Genomic DNA, 20778 nt, shown 5'->3' with positions numbered 1-20778 from the left:
AAGGGAAAGCTTTGGCCAGGGACCGCGCACAGAGCGATGATTACACAGGCCCCCTGAAACGGCTATTGATCGGGGTCCTGTTACTATGCCTTGTTGGCATCTTCCTTTTGTGGCGGATCGACAGCCCCCGGGTGGAACGCTTTCGCGCGCAGGTGGTCGACCGCGTGGTGCCCAGTTTCGATTGGGCCATGGCCCCGGTGACCGGCGCCGTGAATATCTTGCGCGATTTCCAAAGTTATCAGCGCCTTTACGAGCAAAATCAGGAACTTCGCCGTGAGCTGAAAAAGATGAAGGCGTGGAAAGAGGCCGCCGTTCAGTTGCGTGATGAGAACGCACGGCTTTTGGATTTGAACAATGTGCGCGTCGATCCGCGTCTTACCTATGTCACCGGTGTCGTGATGGCCGATAGCGGCTCGCCTTTCCGGCAGTCGGTGCTGATCAACGTCGGCGCGCGCGACGGGATTGTCGATGGCTGGGCGGCGATGGATGGCCTTGGGCTGGTCGGGCGGATTTCCGGTGTTGGGCAAAATACGGCGCGCGTGGTTCTTTTGACCGATTCATCAAGCCGTATCCCGGTGACGATCCAGCCATCGGGCCAACGCGGGTTGATGATTGGTGACAATACGCTGGCCCCCCCGATCAGTTTTATTGAAACCCCCGATCAGGCCCGCCCCGGGGATCGCGTTTTGACATCCGGTGACGGTGGCGTCTTTCCGGCAGGCCTTGTTGTTGGCCGCCTGGCCGAGGATCCGGGTGGGCGCATGCGTGTGCGATTGGCCGCCGATTACGAGCGACTTGAGTTTCTAAGGGTGCTGCGCAGCTATGGATACGAGACAATCGAGGATCCCGGAAACCTGATCATTCCCCTAGACTCGCCCCAAACGGAATTGGATGCAAGCGACGAAACCCCGCAAGCGGGTGCTGCCGATGGCTGAGCGCAACACGACACGCCTTTTGAGCAAGCGCCTGACGTTCGTGGCGCTTTGGGTTCTGTTGGTGTTCTTGCATTTGCTGCCCATCGATTCAGCACAGCCATCGCCGCTGTCGTCACCATCGTTCCTGGCACGCATCTGGGCCGGGCCCGACCTGCACGTGGCAATCACCCTGGCCTGGGTTCTGAGGCGGCCGGAATATGTGCCCGCTGTCCTCGTGGCCGCGACGTTCCTGATGTCAGACCTGCTTTTGCAACGCCCGCCCGGCCTTTGGGCCGCATTCGCCTTGATAGGAAGCGAGGCGCTACGCAGGCGGGCCCCGGGTCTTCGCGATCTGACCTTTTCGATGGAATGGCTCAACGTGGCGATGACGATGATCGCGATGTTCCTGGGCTACAGGATCGTCCTTGGCGTGATGATGGTCGAAGCCGGACCACTTGGACCGGCCTTGATGCAAGCGGTTGCGACAATCGCGATTTACCCGATCGTGGTTGCCGCCTCGCAGTTTCTGTTCGGCGTGCGTAAACTGGCGCCCGGTGACATTGACGGAATGGAGGCCCGCACATGAGACGCCCGGGTCGTGATACAGCCCAAAGCCAGCGTTTGATCACCCGTCGTGGTTTGATCATTGGCGGCGCACAGGCCCTTTTCATGGGGGGGCTGGCGCTTCGGATGCGATACATGCAGGTGGAACAGGCCGATGAATTCCGCCTGCTGGCTGACGAAAACCGCATCAGCATTCGCCTTTTGCCCCCCACGCGCGGGCGCATCTTCGACCGCAATGGCATTGCGGTCGCGGAAAATGTGCCAAGTTACCGGATCACCATGGTGCCCGAAGAAGCCGGCGATGTGGACAAGGTCATCGCCCGTCTTGCCCAACTGGTTGAATTGGATCCAGAAGAGTTGGACCGCGCCCGGCGCGACCTGCGCGAAGCCCGTGGCGACACGGCTGTCACCATCGCCGACCGGGTCAGTTGGGATGACATCAGCCGGGTGGCCGTGAACACCCCCGCCCTGCCCGGTGTCGCACCGGAAGTCGGGCTTTCACGACGGTATCCGCACATAGGTGATTATGCCCATATCGTGGGCTACGTCGGGCCATATGCCGAACGTGACCGAGACCGCATTGATGCGCCCGAACAATTGCTGCGCATCCCCCGTTTCCAGGTTGGCAAGTTCGGCATCGAGGCCGCGTATGAGAACGCCTTGCGAGGCAAGGCCGGGACAAAGCGCGTGGAGGTCAACGTGCGCGGCCATGTCATGCGCGAACTGGAACGGCAGGAAGGCCAAGCCGGAACCGACGTGCAATTGACAATCGATTCCGGGCTTCAATCCTACATCAGTGCCCGCCTTTCCGGGGAAAGCGCCGCCGCCACTGTCATGGATTGCGAAACCGGCGATCTTCTGGCCTGTGTCTCGTCGCCTTCCTTTGATCCCAATTTATTCGTCCGCGGTATTTCGGTTCCGGACTACAAGTCGCTTTTGGAGAACAAGTACCGCCCATTGCCGAACAAGGCGGTGCAGGGTGTTTACCCGCCGGGGTCAACGTTCAAGATGGTCACGGTACTGGCCGCGCTGGAGGCCGGCACCATCGACGCCGAGGAAACCATCTATTGCCCCGGGCACCTTGAGGTTGCCGGGCGGCGGTTCCATTGCTGGAAGCGCGCCGGGCATGGCAACGTGGACCTGCACAGGTCACTGCGCGAAAGCTGTGATGTTTATTACTACGAATTGGCATTGCGCACCGGGATCGAGAACATCAGCGCCATGGCCAAGAAACTGGGTCTCGGTATCAAGCACGACCTGCCGATGACATCGGTTGCGGCGGGACTGGCCCCCACGAAAGAATGGAAGCGCCGCGTAAGAGATGCCGAATGGGTCATCGGTGACAGCGTGAATGCCGCGATCGGCCAAGGTGATGTCCTGGCCTCGCCTTTGCAACTTGCCGTAATGACGGCGCGACTGGCCACCGGGCGTTCGGTGACCCCGCGTGTCATAAGGTCCGTCGATGGCGTTGAAAGCCCGACGGGCCATGGCGAGGACATGGGCCTGAACGAAAACAACCTTCGCCGCATAAGACAGGCGATGTATGCGGTTTCGAACAACCGGCGAGGCACGTCCTATTCCAGCCGGATCATCGAGGATGCCTTCCGGATGGCGGGAAAGACCGGCACCAGCCAGGTGCGTTCGGCCGTGGTCGACAATAATTCGGTACCGTGGGAGCAGCGCGACCATGCGTTATACGTGAATTATGCACCTTATGAATCGCCAAGGATCGCTGTTTCGGTCGTCGTTGAACACGGCGGCGGCGGCTCAAGGACTGCAGCCCCGATCGCCCGCGACATTACGCTACAGGCGCTTTACGGCGAAGACCCGCCCTTGGAAGCCTACCCCGCCAAAGATCGTGGGCGCATCCGCTCGCAACAAGAAGAGCTACGCCGGATCCGGATGAAACCCGGTGGCGAGGGGAACGACCGGGCATGAGTTATCTTGAGTATACCGTCAAAACCACGCCAACCGGGTTTCGCAAGGTTTTGTACCTGAACTGGCCCTTGGCGATCCTGCTTGCCGCGATAGCCAGCGTTGGCTTCCTGATGCTTTATTCGGTGGCGGGCGGCTCGTTCAGCCCTTGGGCCGAACCACAGATCAAACGCTTCGCGCTTGGCTTTGCCGTGATGTTCATCGCCGCCATGGTGCCGATCTGGTTCTGGCGCAATATGGCAGGGGTCGCTTACGGGATATCGATCCTGCTGTTGTTGACGGTGGAGTTTTTCGGGAAAAGCGCGGGGGGTGCGCAGCGGTGGATTGACCTGGGTTTTATGCGGCTGCAGCCGTCGGAATTGATGAAAATCAGCCTGGTGATGTTTCTGGCCGCCTATTACGATTGGCTTCCACTCAAGAAAACATCCCACCCGCTTTGGGTGTTGGTCCCGGTGGTTATCATCCTTCTGCCGGCCGCACTTGTCTTTGCACAGCCGGACCTTGGCACCGCTTTGCTTTTGATGATGGCGGGGGCCGCGATGATGTTTTTTGCAGGCGTGCACTGGGCCTATTTCGCCGCGGTGTTCTCGATGGCGGCGGGCCTGATCTTTGCGGTATTCCAGTCGCGCGGGACGGAATGGCAAATCCTGCGCAACTATCACTACGACCGTCTGGACACCTTCCTTGATCCGGCCTCGGACCCGCTCGACAAGGGCTATCACATCACCCAGTCGAAGATCGCCCTTGGCTCGGGCGGTTGGACCGGCAAGGGGTTCATGCAGGGCACCCAATCGCGGCTTAACTTCCTGCCCGAGAAACACACCGATTTCATCTTCACCACGCTGGCCGAGGAATTCGGCTTTGTCGGGGGCTTTTCGCTATTGCTGCTTTACGCCCTGATCCTGATCTTTTGCATCTCGATCGCACTTGCCAATCGCGACAGGTTTTCCTCCCTCATGACACTCGGGATCGCCACGACCTTCTTCTTGTTTTTCGCCGTCAACATGTCGATGGTCATGGGCTTGGCCCCGGTGGTGGGTGTGCCGCTGCCTTTGGTCAGCTACGGGGGGTCGGCGATGTTGATACTCATGCTTGGTTTTGGTTTTGTACAAAGCGCGCATATTCACAAGCCGAGGTAAAAAAATGTCGCTCAATATCCTGTTCGCCGCCAGCGAAGACCGCTGGCAGACCTATGAAGCCCCGCTGCGAGAGGCTTTGGCCGAAGTAGGTCATGGTGATAGCACTCTGGCCTTGGATATTCCGGCGGCAGAGGTGGATTACATCGTTTATGCGCCCAGTTCCGACGTGCAGGATTTCACCCCTTACACACGTACCAAGGCGGTTCTGAACCTTTGGGCCGGGGTCGAAGGCGTCGTTGGCAATGAAACGCTAACCCAGCCCTTGGCGCGGATGGTCGACGATGGATTGACCCAAGGCATGGTGGATTGGGTCACGGGCCATACCCTGCGCCACCACCTGAACACTGACTTGCACGTGATGAACCAAGATGGCGAATGGCGCAATTTTGTGCCGCCATTGGCCACTGACCGCCCGGTAACGATTCTGGGTCTTGGCGCCCTTGGCCGGGCCTGCGGCGAGGCCCTTGCCGGGCTTGGCTTTCCTGTCACCGGTTGGAGCAGAACGCAAAAAGACGTTCCGGGGCTGCACTGCCTCTCTGGTGACGACGGGTTGCGCGCGGCGCTGTCTGGGGCGGAGATCGTGATCTTACTTCTGCCGATGACGCCCGAGACCGAAAATATCCTGAATGCAGAAAGCTTGGCCCTATTGCCGGAGGGCGCTGCGATCATCAATCCGGGCCGCGGCCAGTTGATTGATGATACCGCGCTTTTGGCCGCTCTTGATTCGGGGCGGGTCGGTCACGCTACCTTGGATGTTTTCCGGCAAGAGCCTTTGCCGCCTGAAGACCCATACTGGTCCCATCCGAAAGTAACGGTCACACCGCATATCGCCTCGGAAACCCGGCCCAAAAGCGCCTCGCGCGTGATTGCCGAAAATATTCGGCGCGGAGAAGCCGGAGAGCCGCTCTTGCACCTGGTCGATCGTGGTTTGGGCTACTGACGCCCGTTGGAAGCGCGCTCCAACGCAGGATAGCGCGCTCCTAGGGTCGCCGCGCGTGCAACGAAGCTGATCAGCAGTGCCAGCCACAGGCCATGGTTCCCAAACTGCGGCACCAAAAGCGCGGCGGCCAAAAGATAGGAGAGCAAGCTCAGGACCATCATGTTACGCATGTCACGCGTCCGCGTGGCACCGATGAAAATACCATCCAGCATGTACGGACCAAGGCCCAAAACGGGCGCGACCACCATGTAAGGCAGGTAAACGCGCGCCTCGGCCTGCACCTCGGGCACCTTGGCCATGGTATCTATGATCACTCCCCCCATCAGCGCGAAGCCGGTGGCCAGGACCCCCACGCTGACCAGGCCCCATGTGCTACTGACCGTGGCAGCGCGGCGTAAATGGCGGCTATCGGCGCGCCCCATGGCCTGCCCCACCAAGGCCTCGGCCGCGAAGGCGAAACCATCAAGCGCATAGGCCGTGATATGCAGAAACTGCAAAAGCACCTGATTGGCCGCCAATGTGACATCGCCGAAATTGGCCCCCAGAAACAGGAAGGACAGAAAAATCGCCTGAAGCATCAGCGAACGAAGCAGGATATCGCCATTCACCTGCCCCATGTGGCGCAGGGCCTGCCGATCAAAGACCCGCGGCCAGTCACGCCAAGCCGGCACGCGAAACGCATCGCGGCACAACCACAGGCCAAGCATCAGCCCGCCCCATTCGGCCAGAAAGGTGGCCAAGGCCACCCCCTGCACGCCCCAGCCAAGGCCCAGCACGAACCATAAATCCAGCCCGATGTTTACCCCGTTCATGAGCAATTGGATCAACAGAACGGCGCGCGTACGTTCCAGTGCGATCAACCAGCCGGTTATCCCGTAGATGGCGATCATGGCGGGGGCGCTCCAGACCCGGATCCCCAGGTATTCGCGGGCAAGCCCCTCGACCTCGGTGCTTGCAGGGGCAAGGAGGAACGCCCCGGCAAACAGGGGGATTTGCAGGGTGATCACCGCAACCCCACCCGCCAAGGCAATCATCAAGGCGCGCGTCAGAAGCGCGGCCACCTCGCCAGTACGCCCCGCGCCGTGGGCCTGACTGGTCAGGCCAGTGGTGCCCATACGCAGAAACCCGAAGATCCAGTAAAGCGCCGACAGGATCACCGCGCCGATCCCGACGGCCCCGATGGGCGCGGCCTGCCCCATCTGGCCCACCACACCGGTATCGACGGCACCAAGGATTGGCACCGTGATATTGGCCAAAAGGATCGGCAGGGCGATATTCAGGACGCGTTTGTGGGTGATCGCCCCCGGCGCGGGTTCAGCCATCCCGGCGCGGCATCAGGAAATGCCCCGAGGCCTGTGCGAAGGGCCGCGCGCGATTGTCCTGCCATGCCTCGACATGCACACTGGCATAGCGGCGGCCCGAGCGGGTTACCTGCGCACGGGCATAGGCATCGCGCGGCAGGCCGGAACGCAGGTAATCAACGGTGAACCCGATTGTCTTTGGCAGGCGCGGCAGCTTGCCTTGCGCCAGATCATCGGGGTCCAGCTTGCCAGTTTCAATTTCGCCCCACAGCATTGCCCAACTCAACCCTATGATTGCCGAAACCTCGAGAAAGGCCGCCGTCGCCCCGCCATGCAGCGCGGGCAAAAGCGGATTGCCAATTAGCTTATCTTCGAAGGGCATGACGGCGGTCAACTCATCTCCGCGCCGGTCAAATTCGATCCCAAGGAACTGGATGTAGGGCACGCCGTGAACAAGCGCGTTAAGCGCGGCATCACGACGTTGCTTGACCACCTGTACAGGCTCTGGACGGGGACGCGCCATTACCTGGCCTCCACGGTGAAGGTGCCGGTGGCCGTGGCCACAGGGCGATCTTCGTCGTCATCCATGGCTTTGGCCCGGACAAAAGCCACGGACCGCGTTATGTGATAGCACTCGGCCCGGGCCTTGATCCGTTGGCCGGGCGTCGCCGGGCGCATGTAATCTATGCGCAGGTCGATCGTGGCCGTCGCCCCGGGGTTCTTGGGATGGCTCATCGCCGCCGCACCACAGCAGGTATCCATCAAGGCCGACACGGCGCCGCCATGGATCACGCCGGTTTCGGGATCACCGATAAAGCGTTCGTTATAGTCCATGGCAATCTCGGCGGTGCCCTCTCCGATCTCGGTCAATTCCATACCCAGTGCCTCGGAATGCGGGATCGCGCCCATGAACTGTTCTGCGAATTTTGTCTTGTCGGGGGTCATGCCTCTGTCCGCATTTTGGTTCCTCGTTCCTTTATGGGCCTGAACATGGGCAAGCCGCAAGGCCAGCGGTTGCCCTCATTGCAAGGACATCCTACGCTTGTCCCAAGGGAGGCTTGAGCGATGGCTGAGAATCGCCTGACATTCAAAGACATGTGCGCCAAGTTCGATGTAACGCCGCGTACCCTACGCTATTACGAGTATATCGAGTTACTCAACCCAGAGCGTGAAGGGCGGTCGCGCTTTTACGGCGCGCGCGAAGTGGCGCGCATGACACTTATCCTGCGCGGGCGAAAATTTGGTTTCGCTTTGGAGGAGATCCGCCAGTGGCTTTTGATCTACGAGCATGAGGGGACCGAGGCCCAAATGCGGAGCTGGATTGAATTGGCGGACCGCCAGCTTGCCGAATTGGCCGAGCAGCGCGCGCAACTGGAAGAGGCGATGGACGAACTTCAAGCCCTGCGCGACGAAACGCACAGTAGCCTCGGGTAAAGCTTTACCTACGAAATCAGGCCTTGATCGTGGTCAAACCCGATGACGCAGGGGCAAGGAAGTTGCGCCTTTTCAGGTTTACCTTTCATTATCTTACGTCAATATTAAAGTGACGTGACGTATCTCTTACGTCAACATCACCTCCTGTTGTATCGAATCCGAAAGACGCACAATTCAGCCTTGCGACCAAGCAAAGGTAGTAGCGATGACAGATGATAACACGATGACAATCCGGGAAATGTGCGATGCCTTCGGCGTCACGCCCCGCACCCTTCGGTTCTATGAATCCAAGGAGTTGCTGTTTCCCATCCGCGAAGGTCAAAAACGCCTTTTCACCAAGCGCGATCGCGCGCGCCTGAAGCTGATCCTGCGCGGCAAACGCTTTGGTTTCAGCCTTGAAGAAATCCGGCAGCTTCTGGACCTCTACGACAAGGGCGACCAGCAGCTGACCCAGTTGACCCAATCCTACGAGATCGCACAGGAGCGCCTTGTCGACCTCGAACGTCAGCGCGACGAGCTGGAAAATGCGATTGCCGATCTGCGTGACCAAATGCGTTGGGGCGAAAAGATGATCGCCTCGATCCGCCAATCCAAGAAAGCCGCCGAGTAATCCGGCACCACGTCAAGGGAGAGAGCCATGCCAACCTATACCCCACCCACGAAGGACATGCAGTTCGTGCTGCACGATGTGCTGAATGTCTCGGATTCGGATATTCCGGGCTATGACGAACTGGATCGCGATTTCACCAATGCGGTTCTCGATGAGGCGGGCAAGCTGGCCTCCGAGGTTCTGGCCCCTCTCAATACCGTGGGCGACAAGCAGGGCTGCACCCTTGAAAATGGCGTTGTGCATACGCCCGACGGGTTCAAGGATGCTTTCGACCAAGTGCGCGAAGGCGGTTGGACGGCCCTTGATTGCGACCCCGAATACGGCGGTCAGGGCCTGCCCTATCTGATGTCCACGGCTGTCGGTGAAATGCTCTCGGCGGCGAACATGGCGTTCAACATGTATCAGGGCCTGACCCACGGGGCCTATAACGCCATCCACGCCCACGGCTCGGACGAGCAAAAGCAGACATACCTGCCCAAGATGGTGACTTGCGAATGGGGCGGCACCATGAACCTGACCGAGCCGCACTGCGGCACCGATCTGGGCCTGATCCGTACCAAGGCCGAGCCGGCGGGTGACGACACCTACAAGATCACTGGGCAGAAAATCTGGATCTCGGCGGGTGAGCACGACATGTGCGACAACATCATTCACCTCGTGCTGGCCAAACTGCCCGACGCCCCCGAAGGCGTGAAAGGTATTTCCCTGTTCATCGTGCCCAAGTTCATGGTGAACGACGACGGCAGCCTTGGTGAGCGCAACGCCCTGTCCTGCGGCGGATTGGAAGAGAAGATGGGCATTCACGGCAATGCCACCTGCGTGATGAACTATGACGGGGCCACCGGGTTCCTCGTGGGTGAGCCGCACAAGGGCATGCGCGCCATGTTCACCATGATGAACGAAGCGCGGCTTGGGGTGGGCCTGCAAGGCTATGCCCAAGGCGAGGTCGCCTATCAAAACGCGCTTGGCTTTGCTCTGGATCGTTTGCAGGGTCGCGACGTGACCGGCGTGCAAGCCCCCGACAAACCCGCCGATCCGATCATCGTGCACCCCGATGTGCGCCGCAACCTGATGGATCAAAAGGCTTTCGTCGAAGGCGCGCGGGCCTTCACCTTCTGGGGGGCCTCGATGATCGACGCCAGCCACCGTAAGGGCGATGAGGAAGCCGAGCAGATGATCTCGCTCCTGACACCGGTGATCAAGGGCTTCCTGACCGATAAGGGGTTCGAGACCACGGTCTTGGCACAGCAAACCCTTGGCGGGTCGGGCTTTACCCAGGAATGGGGGCTTGAGCAATTCGTCCGCGATGCCCGGATCACCATGATCTACGAAGGCACCAATGGCATTCAGTCGCTCGATCTGGTTGGCCGGAAGCTGGCGCAAAACGGCGGCAAGGCGATCATGGGTTTCTTCGACATGATGAAAGCCTACATCAAGGATAACGCCGGCCAGGATGAGGCGTTCGACGCGCAATTCCTTGAGCCGCTCAAGGCCGCCAGCAAGGATTTGCAGGCGGCGGGTATGTACTTCATGCAAAACGGCATGAAGAACCCCAATAATGCGCTGTCGGGTTCTTACGACTTCATGCACCTCTTCGGGCATGTCTGCCTTGGGCTGATGTGGGCCAAGATGGCCAAGGCCGCGAAAGGTGCGCTTGACGGGGGGGCAGGCGATGCGACCTTCTTCGAGACGAAGATCGCAACCGGGCGCCACTACATGGCCCGCCACCTGCCGGTGACCGCGACGCACCTCAAGCGGATCGAAAGCGGGGCGGACACTGTCATGGCGCTTGAGCCCGAACAATTCGCAAGTTCGGCGGGCTAAATACGAAAAGGAAGGACAGACATGCCAAAACGCTTTCGCCTCACACGCCGCTTCAACGCTGCGATGACCGAGGATGGATACCGCCGCCTGCGCCGCTTTGCACAGGAGGCCGGTTTGGACGAAGGCGAGGCGCTGTCCTTTCTTTTCGAGAACTTCGACAGCGTGATCAATGAGGATACCTTCGGGCACCGCCTGCGTATCTTCAATTCCGAACTGGAGGCGCGCAAACGCTGACGACGGGAGGAGGGCCCAATGTCTGCATGGATGACTGACGAGCACCGCATGCTCGCCGAGATGACCGCCGATTTCATCGGTGCCGAATGGGCGCCGCATTTCGAACGCTGGCGCAAGGCCGGCGAGATGGATCGCGGCATCTGGCAGCAGGCCGGGGAACTGGGCCTACTCTGTCCCTCGATTCCCGAGGAATATGGCGGGGCTGGCGGCGATTTCGGCCACGAGGCCGTGATCTGCATCGAACAAAGCCGCGCCAACCTCGCAAGCTGGGGCAATCCGATCCATTCCGGGATCGTCGCGCATTATATTCTGGCCTATGGCAGCGAAGATCAGAAAAAACGCTGGCTGCCCAAGATGGTCTCGGGCGAGATGGTGGGGGCGCTCGCGATGACTGAACCGGCCGCCGGTTCGGACGTGCAAGGTATCAAGACAAAGGCCCTCCGGGACGGCAACGCCTATCGCCTGTCCGGCCAGAAGACCTTCATCACAAACGGGCAACACGCCGACCTAATCATCGTCGCCGCCAAAACGGACCCGAAGGAAGGCGCCAAGGGTACCTCGCTTGTGGTGGTCGAAACCGAGAATGCAAAAGGCTTTTCGCGCGGTCGCAACCTTGAAAAAATCGGCTGCCACGCGGCGGATACATCTGAACTTTTCTTCGACAACGTTGAAGTCCCGCCCGAAAACATCCTTGGCGGTGAAGAGGGCAAAGGCTTCTACCAGATGATGGAACAACTGCCCCAGGAACGCCTGATCATCGCCTGCGGGGCACAAGGGGCCATGGAAGGCGGCGTCGCCCGTACCATTGCCTATGCCAAGGAACGGCAGGCTTTTGGCGGCCCGCTCACCCAATTCCAGAACACGCGCTTCAAACTGGCCGAATGTCAGACCAAAACCACCGTGGCCCGCGCCTTCCTGGACGAATGCATCGCAGAGCATTTACGCGGCGAGTTGAGCGTCGAAAAGGCCGCCATGGCCAAGTACTGGATCACCGACACGCAGGGCGAGGTCTTGGACGATTGCCTGCAACTGCATGGCGGTTATGGCTACATGGCCGAATATGACATCGCCGAGATGTGGACCGACGCGCGCGTGCAGCGCATCTACGGCGGCACCAACGAGATCATGAAAGAACTGATCGCGAGGGCGCTATGACGTGTCCCGCGGCGCACATGGCCAAGGTCGAACCGGGGGTTTCACACCCCCGGACCCCCGTGGAGTATTTTGAGAAAGATGAAGGGGAACGGTCCACCCTGTCCGACGCGCGGGCCTACTGGCATCAGACGCCGGATCAGGGCTTCACCTTTCACGGCCATCGGCTCTCCAGCCTGTACCGCGTCCCTCATGGAACTCGAAATCCGTTAAGGAAAAGTGAAGCTCCATTCGCTTCATCTTTCCAAAAATACTCACATCCAACACCCGCCAAAAGCGCGACATAGGGAGGAAGAGCATGACCATTAAACTCTACTGTATGGGCGAGTCGGGGAATGCCTACAAAGCGGCTCTCGCGCTCGAACTCGGCGGTCTCGACTGGGAGCCGATTTATGTTGATTTCTTCGGCGGCGAGACCCGCTCGGAGGAGTTTCGCAAGATCAATGTCATGGGTGAAGTGCCGGTGATGCTGGATGGTGATGAAACCTTCACCCAATCCGGCGTCATGCAGATCTATGTCACCGAGAAGACCGGCAAGTTCGGCGGCGAAACACCGGTCGAGCAGCGCGAGGTCATGCGGTGGCTGTTCTGGGACAATCACAAGCTCAGCTCTCAGGCGGGCATGACGCGCTTCTTGATGAACTTCCTCCCCGAAGAGAAGCGTCCCGCCGAGGTGATCGGCTTCATGCAGGGCCGCCTCAAGGCAGCCTACAAGACACTGGATGCCCATCTTGAGGGCCGCGATTGGATCGTGGGCAATGCCATCACCAATGCCGATATCGCCTGCTGCGGATACCTCTTTTACCCCGAGCCTTTCGGCTTCGACCGCAAGGATTGGCCCAATATCGACCGGTGGCTTTCGAACATCGAAAGCACCCCCGGCTGGAAACACCCCTATGACCTGATGCCCGGCTCCCCCGCGGACCGGGCCTGACCCAAGGAGATCATGATGACCGACGCTTATATCTACGACGCCGTTCGTACCCCGCGCGGCAAGGGCCGCAAAGACGGTGCCCTGCACGAGGTGACCGCCGTTCGGCTTTCGACCCAAGTTTTGAACGCTCTGAAAGACCGCAATGGCCTTGAAGGTCATGCCGTCGAAGACGTGATCTGGGGCAATGTCACCCAGGTGATGGAGCAAGGCGGCTGTCTTGCCCGCACGGCCGTTCTGGCCTCGGACCTGGACGAGTCGATCCCCGGCCTGGCGATCAACCGCTTCTGCGCCTCGGGCATGGAAGCGGTGAATCTTGCCGCCAACCAAGTGATGGGCGGCGCCGGTGAGGCCTATATCGCCGGTGGTGTCGAGATGATGGGCCGCGTGGCCATGGGCAGTGACGGCGCGGCCATTGCCGTGGACCCAAGCGTTGCCATGGAAACCTATTTCGTCCCGCAAGGTATCTCGGCCGATATCATCGCCACCGAATACGGCTTTAGCCGCGATGACGCCGATGCCTTGGCCGTGGAAAGTCAAAAGCGCGCCGCCGCCGCGTGGGACGACAAGCGCTTTGCCAAGTCGATCATCGAGGTCAGGGATCAGAACGGCCTGACCATCCTCGACCATGATGAATACATGCGCCCGGGCACCGACATGCAGGCGCTTGGCAGCCTCAATGCCAGCTTCCAGCAGATGGGCGAGGTGATGCCCGGCTTTGATGCCGTGGCCAAGCTGAAGTACCCGCATCTGGAAAAAATCAACCACATCCACCACGCCGGGAACTCCTCGGGCATCGTCGATGGCTCCGCCGGGGTGCTGATCGGCAGCAAGGCGTTCGGCGAAAAGTGGGGGCTTACCCCCCGCGCGCGCATCCGTCAGACCACCAAGATCGGCACCGACCCCACGATCATGCTGACCGGCCCGGTGCCTGCCACGCAAAAGGCGCTGAAAGACAGCGGCATGGCGATATCGGACATTGATCTTTTCGAGGTGAACGAGGCCTTCGCCTCGGTCGTTCTGCGCTTTCAGCAGGCTTTTGATGTCGACCCCGGCCTTGTGAACGTCAACGGCGGCTCGATCGCCATGGGGCACCCCCTGGGGGCCACCGGTGCGATCATCATCGGCACGTTGCTGGACGAGCTTGAGCGGACCGACAAAGAGGTTGGCCTTGCCACGCTCTGCATCGCATCCGGCATGGGTGCCGCGACGATCATCGAGCGCGTGTAAGGCGCCACGAACAGGAGATTGAGACATGACTGATTTCACCATGGAAAAAGGCGCCGATGGCGTCGCCGTTATCACCTGGGACGTGCCCGGCAAGTCGATGAACGTGATGTCGATGGAGGCATGGCCGGTTCTGGAAGACCTTGTTGACGACGCACTGGCCGACGATGCGGTCAAGGGCATCGTGATCACCAGCGGCAAGGAGGGTTCCTTTGCTGGCGGGATGGACCTGAACGTTATCGCCAAGATGAAGGAAATGGCCGGTGACAACCCGGCACAAGGCCTGATGGATGGCTTGATGAACATGCATTCCATCCTGCGCAAGATCGAACGCGGCGGGATGGACGACAAGAACAAGGGCGGCAAACCGATTGCCGCCGCCCTGCCCGGCACGGCGCTTGGCATCGGCCTTGAAATCCCGCTGGCCTGCCACCGTATTTTCGCCGCCGACAACCCGAAGGCCAAGATCGGCCTGCCCGAGATCATGGTCGGCATCTTTCCCGGCGCAGGCGGCACGACGCGGCTGGTGCGCAAACTGGGCGCCATGGGGGCCTCGCCTTTGCTGCTCGAAGGGAAACTCAACGACCCCAAGAAAGCCAAAACCGCCGGTGTGGTGGATGAGGTCGTGCCAGCGGACGAGCTTATCGCCAAGGCCAAGGAGTGGGTCCTGTCCGAACCAAGTTTCGTCAAACCGTGGGACGAGAAGGGCTACAAGATGCCCGGCGGCGCGCCGTATCACCCCGCTGGATTCATGACCTTCGTGGGTGCCTCGGCCATGGTCAACGGCAAAACCCAAGGGGCCTTCCCGGCAGCCAAGGCTTTGCTTTCGGCGGTTTACGAGGGCGCACTTGTCCCCTTCGACACAGCCCTGAAAATCGAGGCGCGGTGGTTCACCAACGTGTTGATGAACCCCTCGTCCTCGGCCATGATCCGCTCGCTTTTCATCAACAAGGAAGCGCTCGAAAAAGGGGCCAATCGCCCCGACGTGCCGGAGCAGACCGTCAAGAAGGTCGGCGTCATGGGCGCGGGCATGATGGGCGCGGGCATCGCGCTTGTCTCGGCCATGGCCGGAATGCAGGTTGTCCTGATCGACCAGAAACAAGACGCCGCCGACAAGGGCAAATCCTACACCGCCGATTACATGGATAAGGGCATCAAACGCGGCAAGGCGACCGAGGAGAAGAAAGAGAACACCCTCGATCTCATTACCGCAACCACCGATTACGCCGCGCTCGAAGGCTGTGACCTGGTGATCGAAGCGGTGTTCGAAGACCCCGGCGTGAAGGCCGAGGTGACCAAGAAGGTGCTTGAGGTCGTTGGCGATGATTGCATCTTTGCCACCAACACCTCGACCCTACCGATCACCGAACTGGCCAAGGCCTCCGACAAGCCGGAGCAATTCATCGGCATCCACTTCTTCTCACCGGTTGAGAAGATGATGCTGGTGGAAATCATCAAGGGCAAGGAAACCGGCCCGCGCGCCGTGGCCAAGGCGCTTGATTATGTCCGGCAGATCAAGAAAACCCCGATCGCGGTGAACGATGCGCGCTTCTTCTACTGCAACCGCTGCATCATCCCTTACATCAACGAAGGTATCCGGATGGTGGCCGAGGGGGTAGCCCCTGCGCTCATCGACAATGCGGCACGCCAATTGGGCTTCCCGGTGGGGCCGCTGCAACTGGTCGATGAAACCTCGATTGACCTGGGGGCCAAGATCGCCCGCGCCACCAAAGAGGCCATGGGCGATGACTATCCCGATGCGGCCGTCGATGAGGTGATCTTCTGGATGGAAGGCGAAGGGCGCTTGGGCCGCAAGGCGAACGCTGGCTTCTTCGATTATGACGAGAAGGGCAAGCGGCAAGGCTATTGGGCCGGTCTGGAGGAAAAATACCCCCATGCCGAGGAACAGCCCGATCTGATCGCAGTGCAGCACCGCCTGATGTTCGCCCAAGTCCTCGAAGCCGTCCGCGCCCTGGAGGAAGGTGTGCTTGAAGACATCCGCGAGGGCGACGTGGGCGCGATCCTTGCTTGGGGCTTTGCGCCGTGGTCGGGCGGGCCTTTCAGCTGGTTGGACATCATCGGCAGCCCCTATGCCGCCGAGCGTTGTGATCAACTGACCGAGGCGCATGGCGCGCGGTTCACCTGCCCGGACTTGCTACGCGAGATGGCCGAGAAAAATCAAAGCTTCTACCGCCGCTTTGGCAACGAGGCGCAAGCCGCCTGAGCCAAGCAGACCCCACGAACAACAAAGCGCCCCGGATTGGGGCGCTTTTTTCGTCCGGGATTACTTTCGTCCGAAATTACAGGGCGATCACTCCGCCAACCCCTGCAACAACCGCTGCGCCGCGATCGCTGGTGTCACCGCACCTTCGGCCACTGCATCAGCAGCCTCGCCCATGGCCTGTTGTGCCTCCGGCGTTCGCAGGCGGGCCAATAGCCGCTGTTTGACCTCTTCTTCGAACCAGTACCGCGCCTGCTCTGCCCGGCGTCCATCGAAATGCCCGGTCTCGCGCCGCCAATCGACCAGCGATGTCATTTCATCCCAAGCGGTGCGCAACCCCTCTTCCTCAAGTGCCGAAACCATCATCGCCTTGGGGAAACCTACCGGGTCTTGCGGTCGCTTACGCAGTAACCTCAAGGCGCCGGAATAATCCGAACAGGTCCGCGTTGCCGCCGGTTTCAAATCGCCGTCGGCCTTGTTGATAAGGATGATATCGGCCATCTCCATGATGCCGCGTTTCACGCCCTGCAACTCGTCCCCGCCCGCGGGCGCGAGAAGCAGAACGAAGAGGTCCGACATCTCGGCCACAACGGTTTCCGATTGGCCCACGCCCACGGTTTCGATCAAAACCACGTCAAACCCCGCGGCCTCGCAAACCGCGACCGCCTCGCGCGTGCGCCGGGCGACACCGCCCAAATGCGATTGGCTTGGCGAGGGGCGGATAAAGGCATTGGGGTCACGGCTTAGCCGCTCCATCCGCGTTTTATCTCCAAGGATCGAGCCGCCCGACCGTGCCGAACTGGGGTCAACCGCCAGAACCGCGACACGCAGGCCCTGCCCCGTCAGCATCATGCCGAAGCTCTCGATAAACGTGGATTTACCGACACCCGGCGTCCCCGACAGCCCGACGCGGATTGCCTGTCGGTTCGAGTCCTTTAGCCGCTCCAAAAGCTCGGTCGCCTGCTCACGATGATCGGCACGCGCACTTTCGATCAGGGTGATCGCGCGGGAAAGGGCACGCCGATCCCCCTTGATTATTTTGTCGCTGAGTTGTGCAATGTCCATGGAAGCGGCCCGATGTTCGATTGGTCCCCTCCCTATGCCTTGGGTGGCTGGCGAATGTCCAGACCGCCCCCTATTGCGGAAGCCTGCGTGATGCGAAAGTGCCTTGGTCTTGTCTTGTGGATGCTTGCGGCGCCTGTGGCGGCACAGGAAAAAACCGCCATTCTTTATGACGTGCACCTGATCGGCGCCAAGATCGGCGAGGTGACGATTGCCGGAACCCAAGCGAACGGCAGCTATGCCGCCCGTTCCCGGTTCAGGACAACAGGTATCGTCAAAGCCCTGAAACGCATGCGCGGCGATGTTTCAGTAAAAGGGCGGGTGGCCGGGCAGGATCATACCCCCGGTCAGTATTCCGAAACCATCAACGACGGCAAACGCTTTACCGATGTGAAAGTCAGGTTCGAAGGCAAACCACCAAGATTGATTTCGGGCGACCCTGACAGCCACGCCACCCCCGCCGATACCAGCGGCCTGCGCAATGCGCTTGACCCGCTGACTGCACTTTACCTGATTCTGCGCGACCAACCCCGCGACGGTCTGTGTCGGTTCAGGCGCGATGTCTATGACGGGCACCGGCATGCCCGGCTATCGCTTGGCAGTCCAAGACCCAAGCAAGACCGCGTAACATGTGCCGGCGAATATCGCCGCCTGTCCGGCTATACCGCGTCCGAGAGGAAAGAGCGCCGCATTCCCTTTACCGTGCACTACGAGGCCAAATCAGGCGATATGCTGGCCACCCGGGTGGATATTCAAACCAAATACGGCAAGGCGGTTTTACTTCGCCGCTAGGGCCTATGGAAAATCCCCGGCGCATCGCCGATAACGCGGGCATGACCACCCGTTTGCCCATCCACGACGCTATCGCACCGCTGCTTGAGGCCTTGAAAGCCCATCGTCGCGCCGTACTGCAAGCCCCGCCCGGGGCTGGCAAAACAACCGTGGTGCCCCTTGAGATACTCAACGCGGGCCTTGCCGAGTCCCGCATCCTGATGCTGGAGCCGCGCAGGCTTGCGGCCCGTGCCGCAGCCGAACGCATGGCGAAAACCTTGGGCGAACAGCCGGGCGAGACTGTGGGATACCGCGTTCGGGGGGAAGCGAAGGTCTCGAAATCCACCCGCATCGAAGTGGTCACAGAAGGCATCCTTACCCGGATGTTGCAGTCAAACCCGGACCTTCCGGGCATCGGCGCGGTGATCTTCGATGAGTTTCACGAGCGATCCCTCAATGCCGATCTAGGTCTCGCCCTGTGCCTTGAGGTGGCCGAAGCCCTGCGCGATGATCTGGTCCTGCTGGCCATGTCCGCCACGTTGGATGCTGCACCTGTCGCGGCAATCATGGGCGATGTGCCGGTCATCACCTCCGAAGGACGCAGTTACCCGGTTGAAACCCGTTGGCTTGACCGCCCCGTTCCCAAGCAGCGCCGCCTTGAAGAGGCCGTGGCCGATCTGGTGGCACAGGCGGTATCGGAAACCGAAGGCGGCGTTCTGGTCTTCCTTCCGGGTGAGGGGGAAATTCGGCGGGTCGAGGCCCTGCTACAAGGCAAGCTTCCCCCCGATAGTCAGCTGCACCCACTGTTCGGCGCAATGGATTTTGCCAAACAACGCGCGGCGATCGCCCCGGCGGAAGAAGGGCGCAAGATCGTTCTGGCCACCTCCATCGCCGAAACCTCTCTGACCATTCAGGACATCCGCGTTGTGGTGGATGGTGGCCAAGCGCGCCGCGCGCGTTTTGATCCCGGCTCCGGCATGTCGCGCCTCGTCACCGAAAAAGTCACCCGCGCCGAGGCCACACAGCGCGCGGGCCGCGCCGGGCGTGTGGCCGAAGGCACCTGCTACAGGCTTTGGACCAAGGGCGAAGAAGGCGCGCTTTTGGCCTACCCGCCTGCCGAGATCGAAGCCGCCGACCTGTCGGGCTTGGCGCTTGAACTGGCGCTTTGGGGGGCAGCGCCCGAGGATTTGGCCTTTCTCACACCGCCTAATGCAGGTGCTTATAGCGAGGCACAGGCGCTCTTGCGGATGCTCGGTGCATTGGACGATCAAAACCGGATCACGCCACATGGCAAGGCACTGGCCACCCTGCCCCTGCACCCACGCTTGGCGCATATGCTGGCGGTGGCTGGTCCCGAGGCCGCAACACTTGCGGCGCTTCTGGCGGATCGTGATCCGCTATCGCGTGGCGCGCCGGTGGACCTGTCGCTGCGCCTGTCTGCTCTGCGCGATCCAAGGGCCTATGCTGACCGGCACCCATGGCCCGCCAATCGCGGTGCCATTGAGCGCATCCGCTCCGAGGCCAAGCGCCTGCGCGCGCAAGCCAAGGCAACAGACGACACCGGCCTAAGCGACGCCGCCATGGCGGCGCTCGCCTACCCGGACCGTGTGGGCCTTCGGCGCAACGGTAACGAACCGCGTTTCGTTCTCTCTGGCGGTAAGGGCGCGATCCTGCCACAGGACGATGATCTTGCCGCTGCCCGCCTCATCGTTGCCACCGATCTGGACGGCAACCCGCGCGAGGCGCGTATCAGGCAAGCCATTCAAATCTCCGAAGCGGACTTGCGCGCACTGTTCTGGGATCAAATCGCTTGGACCGAAACCTGCGCCTGGGACAGACGCGAACGCCGCGTTGTTTCCCGCAAGCGGGAGTGTCTGGGCCAGGTTGTTCTTGATGATCGCATCTGGAAGGACGCCCCCGCCGACCAAGTCGCCCTTGCCATGCTGGACGGTGTACGCGATCTGGGCCTGAATTGGAGCGACGCCGCACGCCGCTTCGTGGCGCGGGTGGAATTGGTGCGCGATGGTGGCGGCACCCTGCCCGATATGCGCGAAGACGCTTTGCTTGAGACTCTGGAAGACTGGCTCTTGCCGCATCTGGCAGGGCTGAAAACTGCGCAGGATTGGAAGGGGTTCGATATGCTCGACGCCCTGCGCGCCCGCCTGACATGGGATCAGATGCAGCAAGTCGATGCCGCGGCCCCGGCGCATTTCACCACGCCCTTGGGCCGCCGTATCCCCATTGATTACAGCGGTGAGACCCCCGAAATCTCGCTTCGCCTGCAGGAGATGTTCGGCCAGACATCGCACCCCATGGTCGGACGCACGGCCCTTCGGGTCACGCTTTTGTCGCCTGCCGGGCGGCCGGTGCAAACCACGATGGATATCCCGGGATTCTGGGCCAATTCCTACGCCGATGTGCGCAAGGATATGCGCGGGCGCTACCCCAAACACCCATGGCCCGAAGACCCGACCGAGGCCGACCCGACCCTGCGTGCAAAGCCGCGCAAGGGCCGGTAA

The 20778-nt window shown here is 60.8% G+C and carries 19 protein-coding genes; 15 read left to right on the top strand and 4 right to left on the bottom strand.

The window, feature by feature from the left end:
* Window positions 1-11: 11 nt before the first annotated feature.
* Genes mreC through RBB32_RS06550 form a run of 5 tightly spaced genes read left to right on the top strand, consistent with a single transcriptional unit; the run spans window position 12 to window position 5492 of the window.
* Window positions 12-935, top strand: coding sequence for a rod shape-determining protein MreC (mreC, locus tag RBB32_RS06570; RefSeq protein WP_306151906.1), 924 nt, complete (start codon window positions 12-14; stop codon window positions 933-935).
* Window positions 928-1500 carry a rod shape-determining protein MreD gene (locus tag RBB32_RS06565; protein WP_306151905.1) on the top strand — a complete coding sequence of 191 codons (573 nt, stop codon included), beginning with the start codon at window positions 928-930 and terminating at the stop codon, window positions 1498-1500. The genes mreC and RBB32_RS06565 overlap by 8 nt, the downstream gene beginning before the upstream one ends.
* Window positions 1497-3416 carry a penicillin-binding protein 2 gene (mrdA, locus tag RBB32_RS06560; protein WP_306151904.1) on the top strand — a complete coding sequence of 640 codons (1920 nt, stop codon included), beginning with the start codon at window positions 1497-1499 and terminating at the stop codon, window positions 3414-3416. Before RBB32_RS06565 ends, mrdA begins: the two co-directional genes overlap by 4 nt.
* Entirely contained in the window at window positions 3413-4552 is a 1140-nt protein-coding gene (gene rodA / locus RBB32_RS06555) for a rod shape-determining protein RodA (protein ID WP_306151903.1), read from the top strand. Before mrdA ends, rodA begins: the two co-directional genes overlap by 4 nt.
* A 4-nt stretch (window positions 4553-4556) precedes the next feature.
* Window positions 4557-5492, top strand: a complete 936-nt coding sequence (locus RBB32_RS06550; protein ID WP_306151902.1) for a glyoxylate/hydroxypyruvate reductase A — start codon at window positions 4557-4559, stop codon at window positions 5490-5492.
* On the opposite strand, the gene RBB32_RS06545 is transcribed toward RBB32_RS06550, so the two are convergent.
* The 3 genes from RBB32_RS06545 to RBB32_RS06535 are packed head-to-tail and all read right to left on the bottom strand — an operon-like array spanning window position 5486 to window position 7738.
* A complete protein-coding gene (locus RBB32_RS06545) occupies window positions 5486-6814 on the bottom strand; it encodes an MATE family efflux transporter (protein ID WP_306151901.1) in 1329 nt (442 codons plus the stop codon). The two genes, RBB32_RS06550 and RBB32_RS06545, sit on opposite strands and share 7 nt — an antisense overlap.
* Window positions 6807-7316, bottom strand: coding sequence for a PaaI family thioesterase (locus RBB32_RS06540; RefSeq protein WP_306151900.1), 510 nt, complete (start codon window positions 7314-7316; stop codon window positions 6807-6809). The genes RBB32_RS06545 and RBB32_RS06540 overlap by 8 nt, the downstream gene beginning before the upstream one ends.
* Window positions 7316-7738: a PaaI family thioesterase gene (locus RBB32_RS06535; protein ID WP_306151899.1), complete on the bottom strand. Its 423-nt coding sequence runs from the start codon at window positions 7736-7738 to the stop codon at window positions 7316-7318. The genes RBB32_RS06540 and RBB32_RS06535 overlap by 1 nt, the downstream gene beginning before the upstream one ends.
* Window positions 7739-7858: 120 nt before the next feature.
* On the opposite strand from RBB32_RS06535, the gene RBB32_RS06530 reads away from it, so the two are divergent.
* The 8 genes from RBB32_RS06530 (at window position 7859) to RBB32_RS06495 (ending at window position 16429) form a co-directional block, all read left to right on the top strand.
* Entirely contained in the window at window positions 7859-8227 is a 369-nt protein-coding gene (locus RBB32_RS06530; RefSeq protein ID WP_306151898.1) for a MerR family DNA-binding transcriptional regulator, read from the top strand.
* A 205-nt stretch (window positions 8228-8432) separates the two neighbouring features.
* Entirely contained in the window at window positions 8433-8837 is a 405-nt protein-coding gene (locus RBB32_RS06525; protein ID WP_306151897.1) for a MerR family DNA-binding transcriptional regulator, read from the top strand.
* A gap of 27 nt (window positions 8838-8864) precedes the next feature.
* A complete protein-coding gene (locus tag RBB32_RS06520) occupies window positions 8865-10661 on the top strand; it encodes an acyl-CoA dehydrogenase C-terminal domain-containing protein (protein ID WP_306151896.1) in 1797 nt (598 codons plus the stop codon).
* A 21-nt stretch (window positions 10662-10682) separates the two neighbouring features.
* The gene (locus tag RBB32_RS06515) at window positions 10683-10895 is read left to right on the top strand and encodes a hypothetical protein (RefSeq protein WP_154150026.1); all 213 of its coding nucleotides are present in this window, start codon (window positions 10683-10685) and stop codon (window positions 10893-10895) included.
* An 18-nt stretch (window positions 10896-10913) separates the two neighbouring features.
* Window positions 10914-12050, top strand: a complete 1137-nt coding sequence (locus RBB32_RS06510; RefSeq protein ID WP_306151895.1) for an acyl-CoA dehydrogenase family protein — start codon at window positions 10914-10916, stop codon at window positions 12048-12050.
* Window positions 12051-12345: 295 nt separating this feature from the next.
* Window positions 12346-12981 (top strand): glutathione S-transferase family protein, encoded by a 636-nt coding sequence (locus RBB32_RS06505; RefSeq protein WP_306151894.1) that lies wholly within the window; start codon window positions 12346-12348, stop codon window positions 12979-12981.
* A gap of 15 nt (window positions 12982-12996) precedes the next feature.
* Window positions 12997-14208, top strand: a complete 1212-nt coding sequence (locus tag RBB32_RS06500; RefSeq protein ID WP_306151893.1) for an acetyl-CoA C-acetyltransferase — start codon at window positions 12997-12999, stop codon at window positions 14206-14208.
* Between the two features lie 25 nt (window positions 14209-14233).
* The gene (locus RBB32_RS06495) at window positions 14234-16429 is read left to right on the top strand and encodes a 3-hydroxyacyl-CoA dehydrogenase NAD-binding domain-containing protein (protein WP_306151892.1); all 2196 of its coding nucleotides are present in this window, start codon (window positions 14234-14236) and stop codon (window positions 16427-16429) included.
* Window positions 16430-16516: 87 nt separating this feature from the next.
* Here the strand turns inward: RBB32_RS06495 and meaB are convergent, their stop codons facing one another.
* Entirely contained in the window at window positions 16517-17491 is a 975-nt protein-coding gene (gene meaB / locus RBB32_RS06490) for a methylmalonyl Co-A mutase-associated GTPase MeaB (RefSeq protein WP_306151891.1), read from the bottom strand.
* A gap of 90 nt (window positions 17492-17581) precedes the next feature.
* On the opposite strand from meaB, the gene RBB32_RS06485 reads away from it, so the two are divergent.
* Complete coding sequence (locus RBB32_RS06485) at window positions 17582-18280, top strand: DUF3108 domain-containing protein (protein ID WP_306151890.1); 699 nt, start codon at window positions 17582-17584, stop codon at window positions 18278-18280.
* 41 nt (window positions 18281-18321) lie between these two features.
* Window positions 18322-20778 (top strand): ATP-dependent helicase HrpB, encoded by a 2457-nt coding sequence (gene hrpB, locus RBB32_RS06480; protein WP_306151889.1) that lies wholly within the window; start codon window positions 18322-18324, stop codon window positions 20776-20778.

The sequence above is a fragment of the Roseovarius sp. MMSF_3281 genome (assembly GCF_030733685.1).
GTDB lineage: Bacteria > Pseudomonadota > Alphaproteobacteria > Rhodobacterales > Rhodobacteraceae > Roseovarius.
This window is presented reverse-complemented; position numbering and strand designations above follow the sequence as displayed.

Excerpts from the sequence above, each read along its gene's own strand:
- RBB32_RS06565 (WP_306151905.1), top strand. The coding sequence starts at position 928 with ATGGCTGAGCGCAACACGACACGCCTTTTGAGCAAGCGCCTGACGTTC.
- RBB32_RS06525 (WP_306151897.1), top strand. The coding sequence starts at position 8,433 with ATGACAGATGATAACACGATGACAATCCGGGAAATGTGCGATGCCTTC.
- RBB32_RS06540 (WP_306151900.1), bottom strand. The coding sequence starts at position 7,316 with ATGGCGCGTCCCCGTCCAGAGCCTGTACAGGTGGTCAAGCAACGTCGT.
- RBB32_RS06535 (WP_306151899.1), bottom strand. The coding sequence starts at position 7,738 with ATGACCCCCGACAAGACAAAATTCGCAGAACAGTTCATGGGCGCGATC.
- RBB32_RS06550 (WP_306151902.1), top strand. The coding sequence starts at position 4,557 with ATGTCGCTCAATATCCTGTTCGCCGCCAGCGAAGACCGCTGGCAGACC.
- meaB (WP_306151891.1), bottom strand. The coding sequence starts at position 17,491 with ATGGACATTGCACAACTCAGCGACAAAATAATCAAGGGGGATCGGCGT.
- RBB32_RS06485 (WP_306151890.1), top strand. The coding sequence starts at position 17,582 with ATGCGAAAGTGCCTTGGTCTTGTCTTGTGGATGCTTGCGGCGCCTGTG.
- RBB32_RS06510 (WP_306151895.1), top strand. The coding sequence starts at position 10,914 with ATGTCTGCATGGATGACTGACGAGCACCGCATGCTCGCCGAGATGACC.
- RBB32_RS06495 (WP_306151892.1), top strand. The coding sequence starts at position 14,234 with ATGACTGATTTCACCATGGAAAAAGGCGCCGATGGCGTCGCCGTTATC.
- RBB32_RS06520 (WP_306151896.1), top strand. The coding sequence starts at position 8,865 with ATGCCAACCTATACCCCACCCACGAAGGACATGCAGTTCGTGCTGCAC.
- mrdA (WP_306151904.1), top strand. The coding sequence starts at position 1,497 with ATGAGACGCCCGGGTCGTGATACAGCCCAAAGCCAGCGTTTGATCACC.
- RBB32_RS06500 (WP_306151893.1), top strand. The coding sequence starts at position 12,997 with ATGACCGACGCTTATATCTACGACGCCGTTCGTACCCCGCGCGGCAAG.
- RBB32_RS06505 (WP_306151894.1), top strand. The coding sequence starts at position 12,346 with ATGACCATTAAACTCTACTGTATGGGCGAGTCGGGGAATGCCTACAAA.
- RBB32_RS06515 (WP_154150026.1), top strand. The coding sequence starts at position 10,683 with ATGCCAAAACGCTTTCGCCTCACACGCCGCTTCAACGCTGCGATGACC.
- hrpB (WP_306151889.1), top strand. The coding sequence starts at position 18,322 with ATGACCACCCGTTTGCCCATCCACGACGCTATCGCACCGCTGCTTGAG.
- RBB32_RS06545 (WP_306151901.1), bottom strand. The coding sequence starts at position 6,814 with ATGGCTGAACCCGCGCCGGGGGCGATCACCCACAAACGCGTCCTGAAT.
- RBB32_RS06530 (WP_306151898.1), top strand. The coding sequence starts at position 7,859 with ATGGCTGAGAATCGCCTGACATTCAAAGACATGTGCGCCAAGTTCGAT.
- rodA (WP_306151903.1), top strand. The coding sequence starts at position 3,413 with ATGAGTTATCTTGAGTATACCGTCAAAACCACGCCAACCGGGTTTCGC.